At 72.8% G+C, this 22669-nt stretch carries 18 protein-coding genes and 1 pseudogene; 14 read left to right on the top strand and 5 right to left on the bottom strand.

The features are described 5' to 3' along the window. The first annotated feature begins 3 nt into the window (after nt 1-3). A complete protein-coding gene (locus ACFYZY_RS23425; RefSeq protein ID WP_388697353.1) occupies nt 4-804 on the top strand; it encodes a hypothetical protein in 801 nt (266 codons plus the stop codon). Further along, nucleotides 804-1097: a helix-turn-helix domain-containing protein gene (locus ACFYZY_RS23420; RefSeq protein WP_388697351.1), complete on the top strand. Its 294-nt coding sequence runs from the start codon at nt 804-806 to the stop codon at nt 1095-1097. The genes ACFYZY_RS23425 and ACFYZY_RS23420 overlap by 1 nt, the downstream gene beginning before the upstream one ends. A gap of 714 nt (nt 1098-1811) precedes the next feature. Here ACFYZY_RS23420 and ACFYZY_RS23415 read toward each other — a convergent pair. Beyond that, complete coding sequence (locus tag ACFYZY_RS23415) at nt 1812-2339, bottom strand: hypothetical protein (protein WP_388697348.1); 528 nt, start codon at nt 2337-2339, stop codon at nt 1812-1814. 185 nt (nt 2340-2524) lie between these two features. Here ACFYZY_RS23415 and ACFYZY_RS23410 point away from each other — a divergent pair, with 185 nt between their 5' ends. The 3 genes from ACFYZY_RS23410 (at nt 2525) to ACFYZY_RS23400 (ending at nt 5255) form a co-directional block, all read left to right on the top strand. Then, nucleotides 2525-3766: a sensor histidine kinase gene (locus ACFYZY_RS23410; RefSeq protein WP_388697345.1), complete on the top strand. Its 1242-nt coding sequence runs from the start codon at nt 2525-2527 to the stop codon at nt 3764-3766. After that, nucleotides 3763-4443: a response regulator gene (locus ACFYZY_RS23405; RefSeq protein WP_388697342.1), complete on the top strand. Its 681-nt coding sequence runs from the start codon at nt 3763-3765 to the stop codon at nt 4441-4443. Before ACFYZY_RS23410 ends, ACFYZY_RS23405 begins: the two co-directional genes overlap by 4 nt. 227 nt (nt 4444-4670) lie before the next feature. Then, the gene (locus ACFYZY_RS23400) at nt 4671-5255 is read left to right on the top strand and encodes a hypothetical protein (protein WP_388697340.1); all 585 of its coding nucleotides are present in this window, start codon (nt 4671-4673) and stop codon (nt 5253-5255) included. Between the two features lie 124 nt (nt 5256-5379). On the opposite strand, the gene ACFYZY_RS23395 is transcribed toward ACFYZY_RS23400, so the two are convergent. Beyond that, nucleotides 5380-6558, bottom strand: a complete 1179-nt coding sequence (locus ACFYZY_RS23395) for a cytochrome P450 (protein WP_388697338.1) — start codon at nt 6556-6558, stop codon at nt 5380-5382. A 4-nt stretch (nt 6559-6562) separates the two neighbouring features. After that, nucleotides 6563-6988: pseudogene (locus ACFYZY_RS23390) on the bottom strand (DUF6545 domain-containing protein); the annotation flags it as partial. A 739-nt stretch (nt 6989-7727) separates the two neighbouring features. Between ACFYZY_RS23390 and ACFYZY_RS23385 the strand changes: the two are divergent. From ACFYZY_RS23385 to ACFYZY_RS23365, 5 genes are all read left to right on the top strand, one after another. Next, complete coding sequence (locus tag ACFYZY_RS23385; protein ID WP_388697335.1) at nt 7728-8378, top strand: hypothetical protein; 651 nt, start codon at nt 7728-7730, stop codon at nt 8376-8378. A 60-nt stretch (nt 8379-8438) separates the two neighbouring features. Next, nucleotides 8439-10013, top strand: a complete 1575-nt coding sequence (locus tag ACFYZY_RS23380; RefSeq protein ID WP_388697333.1) for a glutamate--cysteine ligase — start codon at nt 8439-8441, stop codon at nt 10011-10013. After that, nucleotides 10010-11749 carry a flavin monoamine oxidase family protein gene (locus tag ACFYZY_RS23375; protein ID WP_388697331.1) on the top strand — a complete coding sequence of 580 codons (1740 nt, stop codon included), beginning with the start codon at nt 10010-10012 and terminating at the stop codon, nt 11747-11749. The genes ACFYZY_RS23380 and ACFYZY_RS23375 overlap by 4 nt, the downstream gene beginning before the upstream one ends. An 89-nt stretch (nt 11750-11838) precedes the next feature. Beyond that, a complete protein-coding gene (locus ACFYZY_RS23370; RefSeq protein WP_388697329.1) occupies nt 11839-13800 on the top strand; it encodes an amidohydrolase family protein in 1962 nt (653 codons plus the stop codon). Between the two features lie 39 nt (nt 13801-13839). After that, a complete protein-coding gene (locus tag ACFYZY_RS23365) occupies nt 13840-14952 on the top strand; it encodes a threonine aldolase family protein (protein ID WP_388697326.1) in 1113 nt (370 codons plus the stop codon). A gap of 375 nt (nt 14953-15327) precedes the next feature. On the opposite strand, the gene ACFYZY_RS23360 is transcribed toward ACFYZY_RS23365, so the two are convergent. After that, complete coding sequence (locus tag ACFYZY_RS23360) at nt 15328-15915, bottom strand: TIGR03086 family metal-binding protein (protein WP_388697324.1); 588 nt, start codon at nt 15913-15915, stop codon at nt 15328-15330. 155 nt (nt 15916-16070) lie between these two features. After that, complete coding sequence (gene proP, locus ACFYZY_RS23355) at nt 16071-17537, bottom strand: glycine betaine/L-proline transporter ProP (protein WP_388697322.1); 1467 nt, start codon at nt 17535-17537, stop codon at nt 16071-16073. A gap of 691 nt (nt 17538-18228) precedes the next feature. On the opposite strand from proP, the gene ACFYZY_RS23350 reads away from it, so the two are divergent. From ACFYZY_RS23350 to ACFYZY_RS23335, 4 genes are all read left to right on the top strand, one after another. Next, on the top strand, nt 18229-18570 hold the full coding sequence (locus ACFYZY_RS23350) for a GNAT family N-acetyltransferase (RefSeq protein ID WP_388697320.1): 342 nt from the start codon (nt 18229-18231) through the stop codon (nt 18568-18570). 245 nt (nt 18571-18815) lie between these two features. Next, entirely contained in the window at nt 18816-20225 is a 1410-nt protein-coding gene (locus tag ACFYZY_RS23345) for a family 2B encapsulin nanocompartment shell protein (RefSeq protein WP_388697317.1), read from the top strand. A 110-nt stretch (nt 20226-20335) separates the two neighbouring features. After that, a complete protein-coding gene (locus ACFYZY_RS23340) occupies nt 20336-21613 on the top strand; it encodes a family 2 encapsulin nanocompartment cargo protein terpene cyclase (RefSeq protein WP_388697315.1) in 1278 nt (425 codons plus the stop codon). Nucleotides 21614-21628: 15 nt separating this feature from the next. Then, entirely contained in the window at nt 21629-22498 is an 870-nt protein-coding gene (locus tag ACFYZY_RS23335) for a geranyl diphosphate 2-C-methyltransferase (protein ID WP_388697312.1), read from the top strand. Nucleotides 22499-22669 lie beyond the last annotated feature (171 nt).

Below are 22669 nucleotides of genomic sequence, written 5' to 3'. Positions count from 1 at the left end.
CGCGTGCGCGGGGATGGTCCCGCCCGGAAGAACGTGGAGATCGCCGCGACGGTCCGCACCGGACTACGCCTCTTCCTGCGCCGCGTACGCGACCCCCAAGGGCAGGCCGGGGACTACAGCCTCTTCCGCGAACGCGCCGCCCGGCGCGCCGAGGAAGGCATGCCCCTGCCGATGCTGCTGCGCAGCCATTCCACGGCCGTCTACGTCCTGTGGCAGGCCCTCCGGGACGAGGCCACCGACGGAGAGGACGACGCGCTCATCGAGCTCGTCGACTTCCTCCTGCGTGGCCACGAAGCCATCATCGGCGCGGTGACGGAGACCTACCTCCTCGAACAGGTCACGCTGTCCGCCGAACGGCGCGAACACCACCGCTCGCTGATGCGCGGCCTGCTGGACGGCTCGGTGCCTCCCCAGCGTGCCTTCGAGGAGCTGGGCCTCGATGGCCCCTGTTTCGTCCTCCGCCTGGATCTGCCGAAGGCGGAGGGTCCGGCTGCCTCGGCCGTCGCGGACCGCCGTCTCCTCCGCCGCGTCCAGAGCGTCCTCGACCGCACCCTGGGTACCGAGGCGGTGTCACCGCTCGGCGTCGACGGAGGCTACGCGATCGTTCCGCAGCGGATCGATGATCCGGATGGAGTCCGCATCGGTGAGCAGCTGTGCACCCGCCTCAGGCAGGTCTGCGGCGACGACGTCGGACTGTCCGCGGCTGCTGCTGATACTCCCACTGCCGCGCCCATTGCCGCCCGCACCGCTGCCGACATCGTCCGGATCGCCCGCGCCTGCGGTCGTCCCCGGGGGCCCACCTGATGGACGACGTCCTGCTGGAGTACCACCTCTCGCGGCACGACGAGAGCAGCGACCGGATCGCAGCGCTCCTGAATCCTCTCAACGGCCGACCCGACCTCGTCGAGACCCTTCGCGCCCACCTCGAGCACCGGCACGATCGCCGCAGCACCGCACGGCACCTCGGCCTGCACCCCAACACCGTGGACAACCGGCTCGCCAGGATCAACGAGCTCGCCGGCCTCGACAGCGCTTCCCTGCACGGGAGCGCCCTGGCCCTTGCCGCACTCCTGCCGCGCGACAACGTGCCCGGGTGACCGCGACAGCCGCGACCGGCAGCCGGATCAACCGAGACGCCACGGGCCGGTAAGGACCGGTCGAGTTCGGCTGCATGAACCAGCCGGACACCTCGGAGCGTCTGACGGCCTCACGGCGGGCGAGCGCTACCCCTGCCCGGACAGGAGACACCAGCCCTCCACGCCCAGCGGCGTCCAAGCCGTCGTCGGACACGGCCAAACCGAAGGACCCGCCGAAGCACGAGAAGGACGAGTAGGCGGCACCGGATCGCGTGGTGTCCGAGCACACCGCCCTGCGCGATCTGCTCGGCGTGGTGAACGAAGACATTGGACATCCGCGTGGCGCCCGAGTAGGAGCGCGCGGCGTGGGCCGTCCCCCGGTCCGCGTTCGTCCCCGACCGCGGCAGCCACTTCGCTTCGCGAGCGGCCCGCGTACCGGTAGGCGTAGATCTTCGTGATGTCGACCACGCCGACCTTTCCCCTTGCCGTGTTGAGACAGGCAGGGCCGGTTGCCAGGCTGTGCAGGTCCGGAGGGGGCGGCGGTGCTGGTAGAGCGGCAGGGGCGTGGGGACTCCCTTCTCCGGAGACGGACTCGTTGAGGCGTGGTGGGGACAGTTGTCGTCTGCGTACGTGGTGAAGATCAGGATCTGGGTGTCGGGGTGTTCCGCTCGGGCGCGGCTCGTGGTCGGACCGGCGCTCGGCCGCGAGCCGCAGGGTCGAGGTTGCGTGGGCGGCTCAGCGGACGGCGGCGGAGGGGGCGGGCAGCGCAGCGGCACGGGCTCGGATGGCAAGGGTGCGGGTGATCATCGCGGTGACGGCCATGAAAACGAGGAAGTTGGTGATGATCGCTGTCACGTCCGAGGGTGACGCGCCCTGTCGGACGAGCCAGGTGCCCATGCTGGTGCCGAACCAGTAGGTGAGGCCGATGGAGAACACGGACCGGAGGACCGCCATGCCTACCCAGACCATGGCGTACCCGGTGCCGGCGACGGTGTGGATGGTGTCGTCCACCTGCTTGGTGACCTTCATGCGGCTGACGGCCAGCAGGCCGATCAGGACGCCCAGGGCCACGCCGATCATCTCGGCAATCAGGCCGACACCGCTGGTGAACAGCGTCTTGACGAAGATCACCGCAACAATGCCGCAGATGATCACGGGGCGCCTGACCCGCTTGCCGTCGAACGCGCGTCGGCCCAGGTCGAAGCCGAGAGTGGTGGCCAGAACGCTGGCATTGACGATGAGGGCGCTGGTCAGATCCGACACGACAGATACCTTCCGGAAAGGGGGCGGTGTGATGCTTCGAGCATCCGCAACCGGGCAGGCACACACATCAGCCCGCCAACCGACCAGGGTGGAGAGCCGGGGCCTCCACCCTTCTCCACCCCTGTCCACCCCGCGGAGGGCGCTGCCTGCGATAGTGATGATCCGCGGCGTGGCATGGTGGCCGTATGCGCCTGAACACCCTCGTTCGTGCCGCCCGGACGCGGTGGAGCGTCCCACGAGCGGACGGTTTCGCCGAGGGGCCGGTGACGGCCACGATCCTGGGCTTGGTGCTGCTCGGGACGGCTGCTGCCGCGGTGCGGGCCTGGCTGTCCGGCTCGATCGAGACCGCGCTCGCAGGGTGGGTGGCCGCCGCAGGATGGGGCGCATTCGCCCTTTGGTACCTGCTCGCCTTCCGCACCACGTCCCGCCAGGACACCACGCCCGGCCGCCCGGTGCGGCTCCTGCTCCTTGCGGGCACCGTGGCGGCGGAGGGGCTGGTGCTCACGTGGGCGCCGCCGTCTGCGGTGATCGCCGCGCCACTGCTGTTCGCGGCGATGGCGTCGGCCGCCGCCGACCTCACCGTCCCCGCCGGCGTGGGACTCCTCGCCGTCGGTGCGCTGGCCCTGGCCGGCGGAGACCTGCTGGCCACCCCCACCGGCACTCCCACCAGCCACTGGGCGGTCGCCATCTGGGCGGTGCTACTGACCACCCTCTACTTGATCGGCCTGACCCGCCGCAGCGCGCGGATCCAGCACGAACAGGCCCGCCTCCTGCTGGAGCAGACCGAACAGACTCAAGCGGAACGGCAGCGCACCGCCGCGCTGGACGAACGCGCCCGTATCGCCCGCGAGATCCACGACGTCCTCGCGCACTCCCTCGGCGCCCTGGCCGTGCAGCTGGAAACCGCGACCGCCCTGCTGGAAGCCGACCCCCCACGCACCGGGCAGGCCGCGGAGACGGTGCACAAGGCGCGCCGCATCGCTGTGGAGGGACTGACCGAGACACGGCGTGCGATCAGCGCGCTGCGTCAGGACACCATGCCGCTCGCGGACGCCGTACGCGCGCTTGCCGACAGCCTTCAAGAGCGCCACGCTGGCCCGGTACGCGTCCAGGTCACGGGGACGGCCAGAGCACTGCCTGAGGAGGTGTCCCTGAGCCTGGTCCGTGTCACCCAAGAAGCCCTGGGCAACGCCGCCAAGCATGCCCCCGACCGGCCGGTCGACCTCACTCTGGCCTACGAAGCCAACCGGGTGCGCCTGATCATCTGCTCCTCCCTGCCCGCCCCGGACGACCCGCCTGCGCAGACGCACCAGCAGGGAGGCTACGGACTGGCCGGCATGCGCGAGCGTCTACGTCTGGTGGGAGGCACCCTGTCGGCAGGACCCGGACCCGAGGGCTGGACGGTCCGGGCGGAGGTGGAGGCATGAACCTGAGGATCGTGGTCGCCGACGACCAGGAGGTCATCCGCGAGGGACTGATGACCCTGCTCGACCTGATGCCGGGTATCGACGTCGTCGGCGGCGCCGCCGACGGACAGCAGGCCATCGAGCAGGCCGCGGCCCTGCAACCGGACGCGATTTTGATGGACCTGAACATGCCCGGCACCGACGGCATCACCGCCACCGCCCGCATCACCGCCGAGCAGCCCCGCACGGCCGTAGTGGTACTCACCACCTACGCCGAGGAACCCCTCATCCTCGACGCCCTGCGGGCCGGAGCCCGCGGCTACCTGACCAAGGACGCCGGGAAGAGCGAGATCGTCAGCGCGATCCAGACAGCCATCACCGGCCACACGACCCTGGCTCCCACAGTGCACCAGCGGCTCCTGGACGCCGCCGTCCGTTCCGCCTCAGCCCGTGAACCCGAGCCCGCGGCGCGGTCGGTGGAATCGGCGGCGTTGACCGCCCGGGAGGAAGACGTCCTGCGTCTGATGGCGCAGGGCCTGTCGAATGTTGCGATCGGCCGACGCCTGCTGATCGGCGAGGCCACCGTCAAGACCCACATCAACCACCTGTTCGCGAAGCTCGGCACCCGCACCAGGGCCGAGGCCGTTGCCTGGGCCCACCACCACGGCTACACCCCACCCCCGACGCCACCAGCCTGACCACGCCCCGCAGACATGGCTGCGGGCGGTCTACGCCAACGACAGCGTCGTGGCGCAGGTCAACGACGGCCAGGGCCCCGGTGGCGGGGAGTGGTGGGCGTCGTCGTCCGCTTCAGCCCTGGGCATCGTGTTCCGGATGCTGCGCATGCTCGACGTGCGCGAAGGGCACCGGGTCCTGGAGATCGGTACCGGGGCCGGGTGGAACGCGGGTCTCCTGGTCCGCATTCGTGGGTCGACCAGGTCGAGCCCGGGGCGTCGTCCTCACCCCGTGGGAAAGCCCCTGGATCGGCTACGGCCTGCTGCACCTGACCGTGGACGGCGCCGGGGCCGCGTCGGGGAAGTTCTCGCCGCACTCCGCGTTCATGCTCATGCGGAACCAGCGCACCGACCTGCGAATCTTCCGGGACGTGGTGCGCGACGACCACCAGCCCGACGAGTCGGTCACCAGCCTCCCGCCGTGGCGGGTGACCGGGGACGACCTCGCCGCGCAGTTCGCCCTGGGGCTCCAGCTCCGGGACGTGTGGTGGACCTGGCACGACGACCCGGACGTGGACGGGGTCGCGTCCCGGCTGTGGCTCGCCACGACCGACGCCACGTCGTGGGCGGCCGTGGACTGGGACGGAAAGTCCGACGACCGGTGGACGGTGTGGCAGCACGGCCCGCGCTGCCTGTGGAACGAAGCGGAGGCCGCGTACGCCTGGTGGACCCACGCCGGCCGCCCCGGACCCGACCGGTTCGGCCTGACGGTCACCGACGCCGGCGAAACCCGGTGGCTGGACCACTCCGGCCAGCCCGTCCCCCTGGCCGGCTGACCCGCATCACGCCCCGCTCGTGTGCTGCCCCCGTGGCGCACGAGCGGGGGCTTCGACGTCCCGGTCCTTGGGCGAAGAAGCCGTCGCACTGCCCTGGTAGGCGACGCGGCTGTGAACCGAGCGGCTACGCCAGGACGGGAAGCGATGTGAGGCCACGAACGAGACGGGTGCGTCGCCAGTCCAGTCGCTCAGCCGGTACGGCGAGCCGGATCCCGGGGAATCGGGCGAGCACCGTGCGCAGAGCGATCTCCATCTCGGCCCTGGCCAGGGGGGCGCCGAGGCAGCGGTGGATGCCGTGGCCGAAGGCGAGGTGGGCGGCGGCGCCCCGGTTCAGGTCGAGCCGGTCCGGTGCCGGGAACCGTGCGGGGTCCCGGTTGGCCGCTCCGAGCGCGACCAGGACCGGGACGCCGGCCGGAATGTCGGTACCGCCGAGGGTGACGGTTTCCGTGGTGAACCGGAAGGTGGCCGTGCTCACCGCGGAGTCGAAGCGGAGCAGTTCGTCCAGCGCGGCAGGGATCCCGTCCGGATCCTTCCGGAGGCGGTCCAGTTCGGTCGGATGCTGGAGGAGGGCCAGGAGGGCGTTGCCGAGGGCGTTGGTGGTGGTCTCGTGTCCGGCCACGAGCAGGAGCACGGCCAGGGAGACCAGCTCCTCCTCGCGCAGGTGGCCGTCTCCGTCACGAGCGGCGACGAGCCGGTCGAGGAGGGAGCTGCCGGGGTCCCGGCGCTTGGTGGCGATGAGGTGCGTCATGTAGTCGGCCACCGCGTGCGAGGCGGTGTCGATGACGTCGGGTTCCCCTGCCGCGAAGAGCTGCGCGGACCAGCGCCGGACATCGGACCGGTCGGCCCGCGGGACGCCGAGCAGTTCGCAGATGACGATGACCGGCAGGGGAACCGCCAGGCCGGCCATGAAGTCGAACGGCCCGCCGCCGGGCCACCGGTCCAGCAGCTCGTCGGCGACCCGGGCGATGAAGGGGCGCAGCTGGGTGACGGCCCCGGTGGTGAACGCCTTGGTCACCAGCTTGCGCAGCCGGGTGTGCCGGGGCGGGTCACTGGCCAGCATGGTGTGGGCGACCGCGGGGTGCAGGCGGCGCCGTGACCCCTTGCCCGCGAAGAAGACGGCCGTGTCCTTCGAGAGCCGGGCGTCGCCGAGGGCTTCCCGGGCTTCCGCGTAACCGGTGACCAGGTAGCTGGGACGCCCGCCGGAACCGGCGGGCACGGGCTGCACGGGGCAGGTCGAGCGCAGGGCCGCATAGGCCGGGTAGGGGTCCTGGAGGAAGTGGGGGTCCTGGGTCGGGTCGGTCATGGCCTCAGGCTCCAACAGGCTCCGGCTGGCCGTCGCCGGCGACGCGCTCGACGCGGTTGGCGTAGGCGTCCGCCACCAGCAGGAGCCACTCCGTGTCCGCGCGCAGGTCCTTGCGGGAGACGGCCTCCGCCGACGGCGGGGCGACGTCGTCGGCGAACCGGCCCGCCTCCAGGCCGGCGAGCGCCGCCTTCACGAGGGCTGCCTCGACTGCTGCGGCATCGCGCACCGTTCCGGTGCCGAAGGCGCCCTGGGCCGCCTCCCGCACCTTCCGCGACCGGTACGGCCGAAGGGTGAGGATGCCGTCGCTGATCTCGACGACCCGCCGCTGGAGCAGGAAGTCCGAGTCGGTCGACATGTCCTCGGCATCCGCGGGCGACAGGACGATGTACGGCATCGCGGCCGACAGGTCCTGCCACAGGACTCCGAGCGCTTCGAAGGGCCGCGCCTCCCCCGGAGCAGGGGTACGAGGTGTACGTCGTGGCCGACGTCTCCCACGCCGTCACCCTCTCCGGGCCCACGAGGGTCGCCGGCCTGACCAGGGTCGCGGTGCGGGGGAGCGGAGCGGGAGACCGGCCCCGTATCGGCCGGCACCGGGGCCACCGGTGGTGGCGCTCCGGCGTCCGGAAGCGGGTCCCGTCCCGGTGCGGCGGACGGGGCGGGGCCCCGTCGTCGGCCGCCGTGAACACCGGCCCGGGGAGACGGGCCCGGAAATCGTCCTGAAAAGGCCGGGGCGGGCGCGTGCGTGAAGTCCCCGGTGCTCCGTCCGTTGCGCATCGGACTCCCGGGCGGCAGAGGAGGGGAAAGGGTTCAGCGCGGTGCGGGAGTTGTTCGTGTGAAATCCAGGAAGCGCGCCATTCGGACAGTCTCCGATTTTTTTCTCCCTGTTCTCTTCGGCCTCGGGAGGACGAGGGGAAAAAGTTTGCGCAGCTCAGGTGTGCCGCCCGTCCGCCCGCCGCGGGACCCGCGTGATCAGGGGGCTGGAGCGCCCCGCCACGGAGCAATCGGATCCGCTTGCCAAGCCCGCCTCCTAGGGCAATTCTGGGTCGTGCGAGCAGAGCGCCCCGAGGGTGGCTTCGGCAACGTGGCCCTCGTCGTCCGGATCCGTCTGCGGATTCCGGCGCGCCGTTCTCGTCGCCGACCACGACATTTCCTCCGAGGGGGTCTTCCTCTTGCCTGCCACCGAATTCATCGACCGTGTCGGAATAAACATTCCCGAACACCTCAGTGCCAATGAGTTCCTGGCACTGGCCCGGGAAGGGATGATCGAGGAGGAACACCTGCGGAGTTTCGCACTGGCGGAGTTCCAGTCGCAGGAGGCGGAGTTCACGGCCTACGGCCTGCTGACCTCCCGGTTCCCGCACGAGGTCCCCGCCGGATTCTTCTCCTTCGTCACGCGCGAGCTGATGCGGGCGCGCCGGCGCATGGTGACCGAACTCGCGCCCGCGCTCGGCATGTCGGTCGACCGGATGCGCCGGGAGCCCCGGCTGGAGGCGGTACGGCGGTTCACCGAGTTCATCTCCTGGGTCGCCCTGCACGCCGGAGCGGGGGAAGCGGCCCTCCTGGCCCGTACCGACTTCACCCTGTGGTGCAACTCCTGCGCGGTCCTCGCCGACGTCCTCGCCGGGACGGACCGGGTGCCGGAGGCCGTGGTGGCGTACGCCGACGCCTACCGGGACAACCCGCCGGAGGTGGCGGACGGCGTGCTGGAGGTCATCGAGTACGGCAGGGAGCACCACGAACCCGACGACCGGGTCGTCCGCAGCGCGGTGCGGATGGAGCCGGCACTGCGGGACTGGTGGCGTGCGGTCGCCGCCGGCTGAGCACCGCCGCCACCACGACCGGTCCAGGAGAACAGGAACAAGGCCGTACGGAGGAGTGACATGGGCCGCGAAGTCGGTCGGGTGACGTTCACGGAGCGGGACCACGCACTGTTCCGGTCCCGTCTGGCGGAGTGTCTTTCCGCCCTGGGGAAGGCGGTCGCGGACCCCGGTTTTGGGACGGCGCCGCCCACGCTGGGGGCAGAACTCGAATTCTCCCTCGTCGGACCGGACGGCCGTCCCGCTCCGGTGAACGCGGCCGTCCGCGAAGCCTCCCGGGACGACCGGCTCACCCTGGAGGTGGCCCGTTTCAACCTCGAGGCGAACCTGACACCGGTCCCCGCGCGAGGACGTCCCTTCACCGCTCTGGCCGCGCAGGCGTCGCGGACCCTGGCGGGGATCACCGCCCCGGCGCCGGGACGCCGGGGGATCGGGGCGGTCCCGATCGGGACCCTGCCCACGCTCACCCCGGCCGATCTCACCGGGCGGGCACTGACCGACCTCCCCCGCTACCACGCGCTGGAGCGGGCCTGGGCCCGCCGCCGCCCCGTACCCTTCGACCTGCCCGTGGGCGAACGGGACCTGATCAGGGCGGAGTCCGTGGCGGTCCAGGGAGCGGCCTGTTCCTGGCAGGTGCACCTGACGGTCGCCCCGCACCTCTTCCACCGCGCCTTCAACGCCGCCCAGCTCGCCACCGGGCCGGCCCTGGCGGCCGCGGGGAACTCCCCCTTCCCGCTGGGCAGGCCCGGATGGCAGGAGGCCCGCATCCCGGTGTACGAACACGGCTTCGGCGACCGCGCCGCCCCCGGCGCCCGGCGCCCCCGGGTCGGATTCGGCCCCGGATGGACGCGGGGCGGTCCCCTCACAGCGTTCGAGGAGGCCGTACGCCACTACGACGTCCTGCTGCCCGAGGTCTCCTCCGGCGACCGCGACGCGCCCGGCGACTGGCCGGAGCTGGAGGAACTCCGCCTGCACCTGAGCACGGTGTGGTGGTGGAACCGGCCGGTGTACGACCCGCTCGGCCACCTGCGGATCGAGTTCCGGGCGCTCCCCTCCGGGCCGACACCGCTGGACATGGCCGCGAACGCCGCCTTCCTCGTCGGCCTCACGCTCTTCCTGACGGCCGGCGGACGCGACGTGGCCGAAGAGCTCCCGTTCGCCCGTGCCAGGACCAACTTCTACCGCGCCGCGCGCGACGGTCTGGACGCCTCCCTGTGGTGGCCCGCGCCCGGGGCCGCGCCGCGGGAGCACGAGGCCGGCGCCCTGGTCGAGGCGTTACTGCCGCGGGCCCGCGAGGGACTGGACCTCCTCTCGGTGGACGCCGGCGAGGCCGACACCCTGCTGGACCTGCTGCACCACCGGGTCGTGACGGGCCGTACGGGCGCGTGGTGGCAGCAGCGGACGCGCGAAGCGCTGCGGCGGCGCGGCACGGCGGACGGGGGAGCCGGACGGCCCGGACCGCCGGACCCCCGGAGCCCCGCACGCGAACGGGACTCCGCACGCGAACGGGACTCCGCACGCGAACGGGACTCCGCCGAACTGGCGGAACTGACCGTCCACTACGCGCGGCTCGCCGCGGGGGCCGCCCCCGTCCACACCTGGAAGCCGCCCGCCCTCCCCCCCTGGAGCCAGCGATGAGCCCGAGCACGCCCCCGCCCGCCACCGATCTCCAGGTCGACTTCCCCTTCGACTACACCGCGCACGTCGGCGGCGGCCGGCGCATGGGACGACTGCCCGAGGAGACCCGCGGGGCGCGCGTCGCCGTCGTCGGAGCCGGTGGCAGCGGGCTGGCCGCCGCCTACGAACTGCTGCGGGCCGGCTGCCACCCCGTCCTGTACGAGGCCGAGCGGAGCGCGGACGGGCCGGGTGGCCGGCGCCTGGGAGGACGCATGTACAGCCGGCGCCTCCGGGAGGAGGACAGCGCCGTCGTGGAGCTGGGCTGCATGCGCTTCCCCGACTCCGCCTCCCTGCTGCGCCAGTACGCCCGGACGTTCGGCGTCCGCCTGGAGCCGTTCCGCGACAACTACGCCGCCCCCGTCACTCCGCTGACCGTGCTGGACGTGGACGGCGTCCAGTACGCCGCCCGGGAGATCCAGGACCTGTACGACCGGCACGACGGCTTCCGCGAGGCGCACACGCGCTGGCAGCGCGCCCTCGCCCGGGTCGGTCTCCCCCAGATCCGGCGTGACCTCGCCGCGCGTGACCTCACCGCGGTGCGCCGTCGCTGGAACCAGGTGCTCGACCGGTTCGAACCCTGGTCCTTCTACCGCTTCCTGCGGGAGCCCGACGGCGCGGGCCTGGGCCACGACCAGGCGCGACTCCTGGGCACCGCGGGAGTGGGACCCGCCGTGTGGGACTCCTTCTTCGAGATCAGCGTGGTCGAGATCCTCCGGCTGCTGCTGTGCACCGAGGGGAGCGACACCCTCTACGCGCCCGACGGCATCAGCCGGCTCGCCGAAGGGTTCTGGACCCGTCCGGTCACCGACCCCCGCGGACGGACCCGCAGCCTGGAGGCGGCCAACGAGGGGGCGCCGGGGCCCGCCGTGCGGCTTCTGGAAGTCGAACCGGACGCGGCGCGCGGCGTGGTGGTACACGACGCGGACGGGCGCGAGGAGCGGTTCGCGGCCGTGGTGTTCACCCCGCAACTGCGCCTGCTGGAGACCGGGGTCGAGGTGCGTTCCACCGTTCCCGGCGTCCCCGTGTTCGGCCCCCGGCTGTGGCGGGCCGTCCGCCGCCTCTCCTACTGGCAGTCCGCCAAGACCGCCCTCGTGGTCGAGCGTCCGTTCTGGGAGGCCACCGGCATGGACGGGGTCACCCTCACCGACCGGCTGCCACGAGCCGCCTACACCATGGACTACGGGCCCGCGCGCGGTCCCGGAGGCCGCCGGGGCGTGCTCGACCTCAGCTTCAGCTGGGCCCAGGACGCGCTGAAGGTCGCCCCCTCCGGCCTGGAGGAGAGGGTCGCGCTCTTCGTCCGCGACCTCGCGGACATCCACCCCGCGATGGCGGACGAACTGCGCGCCCAGGCCCGCGCGGGCGAGGCGGTGACGGTGTCGTGGGAGAACGAGAAGAACTTCCGCGGCCTGTGCCGCTGGTCCTGCCCGGGCGACTACCCCTACCAGCGGGACCTCTTCGCCCACTTCCTCAAGGACTTCACCGGGGCCCCGGCCGTGCCGGGCGAACCGCCGAACGCCCTCTACCTGGCCGGTGACGACACCTCCTGGTCGCCGGGCTGGCTCGACCACGCCCTCGCCTCGGGCCTCAACGCCGCCTGGGGGGTCCTGCGCGGGCTCGGCGCCCGCCCCGAGCCCGGCAACCCCGGGCCCGGCGACGTCTGGGGCGATCCCCGCTACACGCCGCCCGCCGTCCCCTGAGCGGCACCGGCGGCATCGCCCGGCCCCACACCGTCCGCGAGCCGCCCCTCCGTACCCGTCCCCCCGTGCCCGTCGCCCCGGAGGTATTCGTGCGCACACCCCCCGACCGGGAGATCCTGCTGCGTCCCGACCGCGTGTGGGACGCGGTCGCGGACGCCCCCGTCGAAGGACTCTCCGTCCTCGTGCGGGACGGCCGTGTCGCGGCCGTCGCCCACGACCTCGTCCCGGGGCCGGAGGCGGACGTCCTCGACATGCCCGGCTGCACGCTGCTGCCCGGATTCATCGACTGCCACGTCCACCTGCTCGACGAGGAGGCGGAGACCCGGCCCGCCGCCTACCAGACCCTCACCGCCGTACCCGTCCTGCGCGCGCTGCTGCACAACGGGTTCACCACCGTCCGGGACCTCGGCAGCGCCCACCTGCCCCTCAACGTGTCGCTGCGCGACGCGGTCGAGGACGGCCTGATCGAGGGGCCGCGCATCGTCGCCGCCCCCAACATCCTGTCCCCGCCCGGCGGTCACGGCGACAAGAAGCCCGACCTCGCCCAGCGCTACGGGCACCGGATCGGCACCCTGGCCCAGGGCGTCGGGGGGTTGCGCCGCGCGGTGCGCGAGCAGTCCCGCGCGGGAGCCGACTGGATCAAGTTCGCGGGCGGCGGCGGATTCTCCTCGCCGGTGGACAGCCCCACCAGCACCTCCTACTCGCGCGTCGAGGTGGAGACCATCGTCGCCACCGCCGACGACCTCGGCCTGCCCTGCGCGGCCCACGTCTTCACCGACCGTGCCGTCCTGAGGGCCGTCGCCGCGGGGGTGCGCAGCGTGGAACACGGCTGCTTCGCCACTCCGCCCACCTACCGGGCGATGGAGGAGGCGGGCACGTTCCTGGTGCCCACCCAGTACGTCCAGACCCGTTTCCTCGACCGGCTCGACGACGACGCCTTCTGGGACGGTTCCCTGGCCGTGGCCCGCGAGAACTACCGCGAGCACGCCGAGGCGCTGCGCGAAGGGCTCCTGCGGCCCGCCAGGACCGGCGTGAAGACGGCGTTCGGGACCGACGCGGGGATGTTCCCCCACGCCGAGAACTGGCGGGAGTTCCCCACCCTGATGGACCACGGCTACACCGCCCTGCGCGCCCTGCGCGCGGCCACGAGCGTCGCGGCCGACCTCCTCGGCCGGCCCGACCTGGGCACCGTCGCCCCCGGAGCCACCGCCGACCTCGTCGCCCTCGAAGGCGACCCGTTCCGGGACATCACCGCCGTCGGCCGCGCGCGGTACGTGTTCCAGCGGGGCCGCCCGGTCACCCGGAGGCCCGCCGTGATCACGACGGTCGCGCGCCCGGCTCCGGCCCCCCTCGCCGCACCCGCACCCGCAACCACAACCGCGCCCGCGAAGGAGAATCCCGTGGAACCCGAACAGCTCGTCGAAGCGATGAAACCGGACGTCGAACGGTTCGTCGGCGGCAACCGGATCGTCGAACTGGCGCGGTCCGGGCAGATCCGCCCCGAGCACTTCAGGAGGATCCTGCTGGCCGAGTACCAGTGCCAGGAGGCCGAACTGTCCACCTACGCCCTCCTGGTGGCCCGGCACCGTCACGAGATACCGGCCACCCTGTTCTCGTTCGTCCAGCACACCATCGCCACCGCGCGCGGCCTGCTGCGCGATGCCGCCCCGTCCGTCGACGTCTCCGGCCCCGACATCCCGCCGGTCCCCGTCGACCAGGGGCTCTTCCGCGTGGTGCGCGACCTGACCTGGATGGGCACCCAGGCAGGCCCCGCCGAAGCCGCCCTCTACCTCCACACGGACCTCTCGACCTGGTGCACGCTCTTCTCCCGCATCGTCGACGCCTCCCGGGGGCTGGAGGACGCCCCGCGACCCGTACTCGCCTACATGGAGTCGTGGGGCGACCGGCCACCCCCGGAAGTGGCCGAAGGAACCCTGGAGGTCCTCGCGCACGGCCTGGCCCGGGGGGAGGAGCCCGCCCGCGTCCTCCACACCGCCCGACAGCTCGGGGCGCTCGTCGACCCGTACTGGAGCTACGTCGCCGGCGGTTGAAGAGGAGACGCGTCCGCCGGACACGCCCCGCCGGAACGCGTGCCACCCCCCGTACGGCGTCCGCCGCCCTCCACCGGCGCGGTCCTCCGACACGACCCCGGACGGCGCGACTTCACGAGCGACAACTGCTCGGGCGCCCACCCGGAGGTGCTCTCCGCGCTGCTCCTCGCGAACGGGGGACACCAGCGGTCGTACGGGGAGGACCGCTACACCGCCCACCTGGGGGACACCTTCCGCCGGCACTTCGGACCCGGCGCCGAGGTCTTCCCCGTCTTCAACGGCACCGGGGCGAACGTCGTCGCGCTGCAGGCCGTCACGGACCGGTGGGGCGCGGCCGTCTGTGCCGGACGGGCGCACGTGAACCAGGAGGAGGGAGGGGGGCCGGAGCACGTCGCGGGACTGAAACTGCTGGGAGTCCCCGCCACGGACGGGAAGATCGGTACCGCATCGGTCGAAGCCGTGCTGGAGACGGCGGAGGACCAACAGCACGCCCGGCCCCAGGTCCTTTCCCTGACCCAGGCCACCGAACTGGGAACCTGCTACACCCCGGAGGAGGTCCGCGTCCTCGCCGCCCTCGCCCACGCGCACGGTCTCGCCGTCCACATGGACGGCGCGCGCCTCGCGAACGCGGCCGTCTCGCTGGACGTCCCCCTGTCGGCCTGCACGACGGACGCGGGGGTGGACATCCTGTCCTTCGGCGGTACCAAGAACGGGCTTCTCCTCGGTGAATGCGTGGTGGTCCTCGACCCGTCCCGGGTGTCGGGCACGGCCCTCCTGCGCAAGCGCACCACACAGCTCGCGTCCAAGATGCGTTTCCTCTCCGTCCAGTTCGAGGCGCTTCTCGACGGGGACCTGTGGCACCGCAACGCGGCGCACGCGAACGCCATGGCGAAACGGCTGGGCTCCCTCCTCGCCCGGGTGGAAGGAGTGACGGTCACCCGGCCGGTCGAGGCCAACTCCGTGTTCGCCGTCCTTCCCGGAACCGTCCTGGCCGCGCTTTCGCGACGCTACGACCTGTATCTCAGCGACAGGCTCCGCAACGAAGCGCGCCTCATGTGTTCCTTCGACACCACGGAGGAGGACGTCCGGGATTTCGCCGCGGCGGTGGCGCGGGCGGCCCACGCGGGGGAAAAGGACTCCCGCCGGCCGTAGGAACAGGACCAGGACGGGGACCAGGACGGGGACGGGGAACGGGCGCCGGGCGGGGGACACCCGGCGCCCGTCGCGGAAAGCGCCCACCGGACGGCGGGCGTCACCCGGCCGACCCCCACCCGCCGCTCCCGGCCGGTGCCCCGGGGGCGGGAGGAGGCCGGATTCCTTCAGGAACCGGAGTGGGGTGTCGATCAGCCGCACATCGACGGGAGGGCAGACGACGCCGCTTCCGGCGAGCGCGCTCCCGGTGTTGTTTTGGCTGACATCGGGGCGCTCCGCCCGGCCCGACGTCAGCGCCGACCGGCCCCCGTACAGGGCGACACCACCGCACCGGAGCCCCCGCGTCACTGACCCGCCTCCGGTCCCACGCCCCGATCAGCGCGGTCGGGCGGGGCGCCAGTCGGGCCGGCGTCCGCCGAGGCCGATCACGCGGTCCAGGAGGGGAGCGCCCTCGGGCACCGCGACGACCGGACCGAAGAACCCCTCGCCGGACACGTCGTCGGCCGGGGTCAGCAGGGCCTCGGAGACCCGCAGCTCCTCCTCGCTCACCTCGTACGTCCGGCCGCTCGCCCGCGCCAGGTCCCAGCCGTGGAGCAGCAGCTCGTCGAGGGCGATCCGGCCCATGACGGGGGCCGGCAGTTCGATTCCGCCCGCCCTCGTGTTCCCCTCCCCGGCGCCCGGTTCCCGCCAGGCGGTGACCAGCTCGTCCAGCGCCTCGGGAAGCGCCGTCCGCCAGTCGTCGGGCAGGACCGGGAGGGACGAACCGGGCGGCGTGTCGGTCGTCGGCCCGAACCGTTTGCGGGCCGCGTCGCGGAAGGCGGTACTGAGCCCGGCGACATGGGCGAGCAGTTCCCGTACCGCGTACTCGGGGCAGGGCGTCGGATCACCGAGCCGCTCGTCGGCGATGCCCTCCGCGAGCCGGGCGACGCGCTCGGCGGCCGCCCCCAGGTCGATCGGTTCCATGCGTGCGGTGTTCTCCATACGGGGTGGACCGCCGGCCCGCCCGGAACTCGTCGCTCGGGACCGCGCCCACCCCGTCGCACGGGGCGGCGGCGGTCTCCCCGGCCCCCGGCAACCGCACCGGCCGTCCCGCGGCCCCGTGCGCGGACCGGTCGGCCTCAGGGCGACGGAGAGCGCTGTTCCGCGTACCGGACGAGGTCGTGGGAGGTGTCGATCAGTTCCTTCCGCTCCTCCCGCGAGCCGACCATCGGCCGGGAGCCGTCCAGGGGCAGCCGGGCGCTCTCCGGCAGGAACGCGACGGTCACCAGACCGATCGCGCCGGCCACCATGAGGTAGTACGCGGGGACCATGTCGTCGCCCGTGGCGTTCACGAGCGCTTCGGTCACGAGCGGGGTGGTGCCGCCGAAGGCCGCCACGGAGAAGTTGAAGCCGATGCCCATCGCGGCGTAGCGCACGGCGGTCGGGAACAGGGCGGGGAGTGTGGCCGCGCTCGGCGCGGCGAAGGCGGCGAGCAGGGTGGACAGGATCAGCACGCCGAGGACCGGGAGCCAGGTGCCCCCCGCCTTGATGAGCAGGAAGGCGGGAATCGCGAGGACGATCATCGCCGCGGCTCCGACCGCGTACAGGGGGCGCCGGCCGACCCGGTCGCTGAGGCGGCCGAGGAAGGTGATGAGGACGGCGATCCACACCATGCCGACGAGCACCAGCACGTCCGCCGACGTACTGGACCGGTCCAGCGTCTCCGTCTGGTACGTGGGCAGGTAGCCGGTGACCATGTAGTTGGTGACGTTGTAGAGCAGGACCAGCCCCGCGCACAGCAGCAGCGACCGCCAGTGGGCGCGCACGATGGTCTTGAACTCGCTGCCGGCCGACTTCTGGGCCAGGCTCTTCTCGTGCTCGTCCAGCTGCTGCTGGAACGCCGGGGACTCCTCCAGCTTCAGCCGCATGTAGAGGCCGATCACACCCAGCGGCCCCGCGATCAGGAACGGGAGGCGCCAGCCCCAGGCCAGCATCTGCTCGTCCGACAGGGCCAGGTTCAGCAGGGTGACCAGCGCGGACCCCATGGCGTAGCCGACGAAGGTGCCGAAGTCGAGCCAGCTGGACAGGAAGCCCCGCCGGCGGTCCGGCGAGTACTCGGCCACGAAGGTGGTGGCACCGCCGTACTCGCCCCCGGTGGAGAAGCCCTGGACCATCCGGGCGATCAGCAGCAGGATGGGGGCGGCGATGCCGATCGTGGCGTAGCTGGGGATCAGGCCGATCGCGAAGGTGCCCGCCGCCATCATGATCATGGTCGTGGCGAGGACCTTCTGCCGGCCGACGCGGTCGCCGAGGGGTCCGAAGACGAGACCGCCGAGCGGTCGCACCACGAACGCGGCGGCGAACGTCGCGAAGGACGAGATCAGCTGCGCTCCCGGCGAGGCGCCGGGGAAGAAGACCTTGCCGATGGTCGCGGCGAGATAGCTGTAGACGCCGAAGTCGAACCACTCCATGCAGTTCCCGAGCGCCGAGGCCCCGACCGCGCGTTTGAGCAGGGGCTTCTCGACGACCTGGACGTCCTCTTCCCGGTAGGCGCCCTTGACGCGGCGCAGCCGCCGCGCGAACTCCTCGCGGATGTATCCGGGCATGTGCGCGATCGACGCCGGCACGCCCGGGAGTCCCCGGGAGCCGTCCGGGCCGTCTGAAGGTACGTGGGCCACGTGCCGATGCCTCTTTCCTCGCAGCGTGTGATGACTCGCCTCGGCAATCGTCCGTCATGTCGATCACCGGGCGCATGTCGGAACCGCTTCCCCGAACCCGCCGCGGCACACCACGACCCCCGGGCGGGTGCGGTCAGACCCCGCCCCGAAACCCCTGGTCCCGGGGCACCCGGACGGCCGTGTCCCCGCCCCGGTCGCGGCCGGGCCCCGCCGCCGCACCGGCCGTCCGCGCCTTCGCCCCCGTCCCGCTCGTCCCCCGGAAGGGAAGTGCGCCCCTACTCCGAACGGGGGGCGGCGGCCGGACGGACGGCCGGTGCGGCGGCGCGTTCCCGCGGCCTGCCCGGCGGAACGCGAGGGCGGTGGCGACCGCCACCGCCGCGTCGCAGGTCGTCCGTATGATGGGGAAGATCGTTTTCCGGAACCGAACCGAACAGGGGCAGGACAGGACCGGGCCGGTCGGGACGGTGGCGGTGGCAAGGGCTCGCGGAACCCGCCCGGCCGCCTCCCCGGGGGTGGGGGCCGGACGGCGCCGCCCCTCCGGGAGCGGGCCGGGACACCGCCCGCCGTCCCGCCGCTCCGGCGGCCCGTCCCCCGCCCCTCCCGCCCGAAAGGCACTTCCGTGACCCAGCAGTCCTCTCCTCCCGGCGTCCGCCGGGTGGACGCCCGGCACCGCTACGAGATCCTCGTCGACGGCGAGCGCGCCGGTCTGACGGCCTACCGCGACCGCGACGACCGGCGGGTCTTCTTCCACACCGAGATCGACGACGCCTACGCGGGCCGGGGCCTGGCCGGGATCCTCGTCGAGCAGGCCCTCACCGACGTGCGCGCCTCCGGGATGCGGATCGTCCCGGTCTGCCCCTACGTGGCGAAGTTCCTGGAGAAGCACGGAGAGTTCGCCGACATCACCGATCCGGTGACCCCCGAGGTGCTCCAGTGGCTGGACGCCCGGCTGGGGCGCTGACCCGGCTCCCGGCCGACACGTGTGCGAATGGCTCGAAAACCTGCGGTCGGACGGGTAAACCCTGTTCGGATCAAGATCACTGCATGGAGGTAAAGGTCCCGTTCTCTCGGGTGGGGACGGGTGCGCCGCCGTTACTGTTCCCCGGGATCCGGGCGAACCGCCGGATCCGCGCACCCCGTTTCTCCTTGCGGCGGTGTGACGCGCCCGGGCGCGACACACCGCCTTCGTGGAAGAGAGCCCGCCCGATGACCGTTGACGACCGCCCGGAAGCGCGGCTCGCGCCGCCCAGGCAGTCCAGTCTGAGCACCGCGGCCGCCCGCAGGCTCGCCCACACGGCCAAGTCCGTCCCGCAGGCGCAGGAGATCACCTCCCGCTGGCTGCTGCGGATGCTTCCCTGGGTGGAGACCAGGGGCGGCGCCTACCGGGTGAACCGCCGACTGAGCCACACCGTCGGCGACGGGCGCGTCGAGTTCGTCCAGGAGGGCGCCCGGGTCCGGGTCATCCCGCGAGAACTCGGCGAGCTGGCCCTCCTCCGCGGCTTCGACGACGAGCGGGTGCTGACCGCGCTCGCCGCCCGGTGCGTCCAGCGCGACTTCCACGCCGGTGAGGTGCTGGCCCGGCGCGGCGACCCCGCCGGGGCCGTCCACCTGATCGCCCACGGCCGGATCGTCCAGACCTCCGCCGGCAAGTACGGCGGCGAGGGCACCGTCGCCGTCCTCGCCGGCGGCGACCACTTCGGTGAGAAGGCCCTCCTCGACGCCGACGCCGGCTGGGACCGCACCGCCACCGCCGAGACCGCCGGCACCCTGCTCACCCTCTCCCGCGCCGACTTCACCGCCGTCCTGGCCTCGGCGCCCGCCCTCCGGGACCACGTACGGGAGTTCGGCTCCCGGGCGGGCCGGCCGCGGAACAAGTACGGCGAGGCCGCGATCCCGATGCTGTCCGGCCACACCGGTGAGGTCGCGCTGCCGGGCGCCTTCGTCGACTACGAGCTCGCGCCGCGCGAGTACGAACTCTCCGTCGCCCAGGCCGTCCTCAAGGTCCACACCCGCGTCGCGGACCTCTACAACGGCCCGATGAACCAGACCGAGGAGCAGCTCAGGCTCACCGTCGAGGCGCTGCGCGAGCGGCAGGAGCACGAGCTGGTCAACAACCGGGAGTTCGGCCTGCTCCACAACGCCGACTTCAAGCAGCGGATCCAGCCGCACTCCGGTCCGCCCACCCCGGACGACCTCGACGAGCTGCTCACCCGCCGCCGGGGCACCAAGTTCTTCCTCGCCCACCCCCGCACGATCGCGGCGATCGGGCGCGAGCTCAACGCCCGCGGGATCCACCCCGAGCAGATCGACCTCGACGGCCGGAGCGTCCGGTCCTGGCGCGGGGTCCCGATCCTGCCCTGCGACAAGATCCCCATCAGCGCGGAGAACACCAGCTCGATCCTCGCGCTGCGCACCGGCGAGGACAACCAGGGCGTCATCGGCCTGCGGCAGACCGGTCTGGCGGAGGAGTACGAGCCGGGCCTCTCGGTCCGCTTCATGGGCATCGACGAGAAGTCGATCATCTCCTACCTGGTCACCACCTACTACTCCGCCGCCGTCCTGGTGCCCAACGCGCTCGGCGTCCTGGAGAACGTGGAGATCGCCCGCAGACGCTGAGGCCCCGCCGCCCCGTCCGCACCCGCCCGTCCAGCGCGGCCCGGAGCCCCCGGGCCGGGCGAGCACGCCCGGAACCGGGCGGCCCCGCCCACCCCTCCAAGGAGTCACGGATGCCCGATCCCGGGCCCTCCCCCCTGCGGTCGAGCCTGCCCACCGCCGCGTCCCACACCCTCACCCCGCCGACCGCCCCCGCCCCCGCTTCCGCTCCCGTCTCCCCCTCCGCCCCCGTCCCCGGAGACGTCCCGGCCGCCCCGGCCGCCCCGCCCCTCCGCGAAGGCGTCCCCGGGCCCCCGTCCGCCCTCGAACGGGTCCTGCGCGGTCCCAGCGGTCTGGGCACGGCGGGCCTCTCCCTGGTCCCGCGCGCGGAGCCCCCCGCGCCGGAAGGAACGGCGACGGCGAACCCGGCGGAAGGCCGGCCGATCCCCGGTCTCTACTTCCACCCGGTGCCGGAGCCCGACCCCGCGCGCGTGGCGGAGGTCAGCCGCCGCATCAAGGAGTGGGCGGTCGACGAGGTGGACCTGTTCCCCGACGACTGGGAAGGGGAGTTCGACGGCTTCCTGGTCGGCCGCTACATGGTCGCCTGCCACCCCGACGCCCCGACCGTCGACCACCTGATGATCGCCACCCGGCTGATGGTCGCCGAGAACGCGGTCGACGACTGCTACTGCGAGGACCACGGAGGTTCCCCCGTCGGACTCGGCGGCCGCCTCCTCCTCGCCCACACCGCCCTCGACCCGCTGCACACGACCTCGGCCTACCAGCCGCAGTGGGCGGAGTCGCTCCACGCGGACGCCCCCCGGCGCGCGTACCGCTCCGCCATGGAGTACTTCGTGCGGCAGGCCACCCCCTCCCAGGCCGACCGGTACCGGCACGACATGGCCCGGCTGCACCTGGGCTACCTCGCCGAGGCCGCCTGGGCCGAGACGGACCACCTGCCCGAGGTGTGGGAGTACCTCGCCATGCGGCAGTTCAACAACTTCCGCCCCTGCCCCACCATCACCGACACCGTCGGCGGCTACGAACTCCCCGCCGACCTGCACGCCCGGCCGGCCATGCAGCGCGTCCTCGCACTCGCCGGCAACGCGAGCACCATCGTCAACGACCTGTACTCGTACACCAAGGAACTCGACAGTCCAGGGCGTCACCTGAACCTGCCCGTGGTGCTCGCCGAACGCGAGTCGCTCTCCGAGAAGGACGCCTACCTGAAGGCGATCGAGGTCCACAACGACCTCATGCGCGACTTCGAGGCCGAGGCCGCCGCCCTGGCCGCCGCCTGCCCCGTCCCGAGCGTGCTGCGCTTCCTGCGGGGCGTGGCCGTGTGGGTCGACGGCAACCACCACTGGCACCGGACCAACACCTACCGCTACAGCCTGCCCGACTTCTGGTAAGAAACGGAAACCCCAGTGACCAGCACCGACACCACCGCCGCCTTCGTCCCCGCCCCCGTGACCCCCTACCAGGGCGACATCGCGCGCTACTGGAACGCCGAGGCCCGGCCCGTGAACCTGCGCCTCGGCGACGTCGACGGGCTCTACCACCACCACTACGGCGTCGGCGAGGTCGACCACGCCGCCCTCGGGGACCCGGAGGACGGCGCGTACGAGAAGAGGCTCATCGCCGAGCTGCACCGCCTGGAGTCGGCGCAGACCGACGTCCTCCTCGACCACCTCGGGGACGTCGGACGCGAGGACACCCTCGTGGACGCCGGCTGCGGCCGGGGCGGTTCGAGCGTCATGGCCCACCAGCGCTTCGGCTGCAGGGTCGAGGGCGTCACCCTCTCCTCCGCGCAGGCCGAGTTCGGCAACCGGCGCGCGAAGGAGCTGGGCATCGAGGAGCACGTCCGCGCCCGCGTCTGCAACATGCTCGACACCCCGTTCGAGAAGGGCAGCGTCGCCGCCTCCTGGAACAACGAGTCGAGCATGTACGTCGACCTGGACGACCTCTTCGCCGAGCACGCCCGGTTCCTGAGGATCGGCGGCCGGTACGTCACCATCACCGGCTGCTGGAACCCGAAGTACGGCCAGCCGTCGAAGTGGGTCTCGCAGATCAACGCGCACTTCGAGTGCAACATCCACTCCCGCCGGGAGTACCTGCGCGCGATGGCCGACAACCGGCTCGTTCCGCAGGCCGTCGTGGACCTGACCCCGGCGACCCTGCCCTACTGGGAGCTGCGGGCCACGTCGTCCCTGGTCACCGGCATCGAGGAGGCGTTCATCGAGTCGTACAAGGACGGCTCCTTCCAGTACGTCCTGATCGCGGCCGACCGGGTCTGACCGGGCCCGGCCGATCCCGGCCGAGTTCGCCCGAGCCCGGCCGTACGGACCTGCCGGGGGGGGGGGGGGGCCCCCCCCCCCCCGCCCCCCCCCCCCCCCCCCCCCCCCCGGGGGGCGGGGCGCGCCCGCGCGCCCCCCCCCCCCCCCCCCCCCCCCCCCCCCGCGGGCCCC

Origin of the sequence: Streptomyces sp. NPDC001744, assembly GCF_042892575.1 — a bacterium.
GTDB lineage: Bacteria > Actinomycetota > Actinomycetes > Streptomycetales > Streptomycetaceae > Streptomyces.
This window is presented reverse-complemented; position numbering and strand designations above follow the sequence as displayed.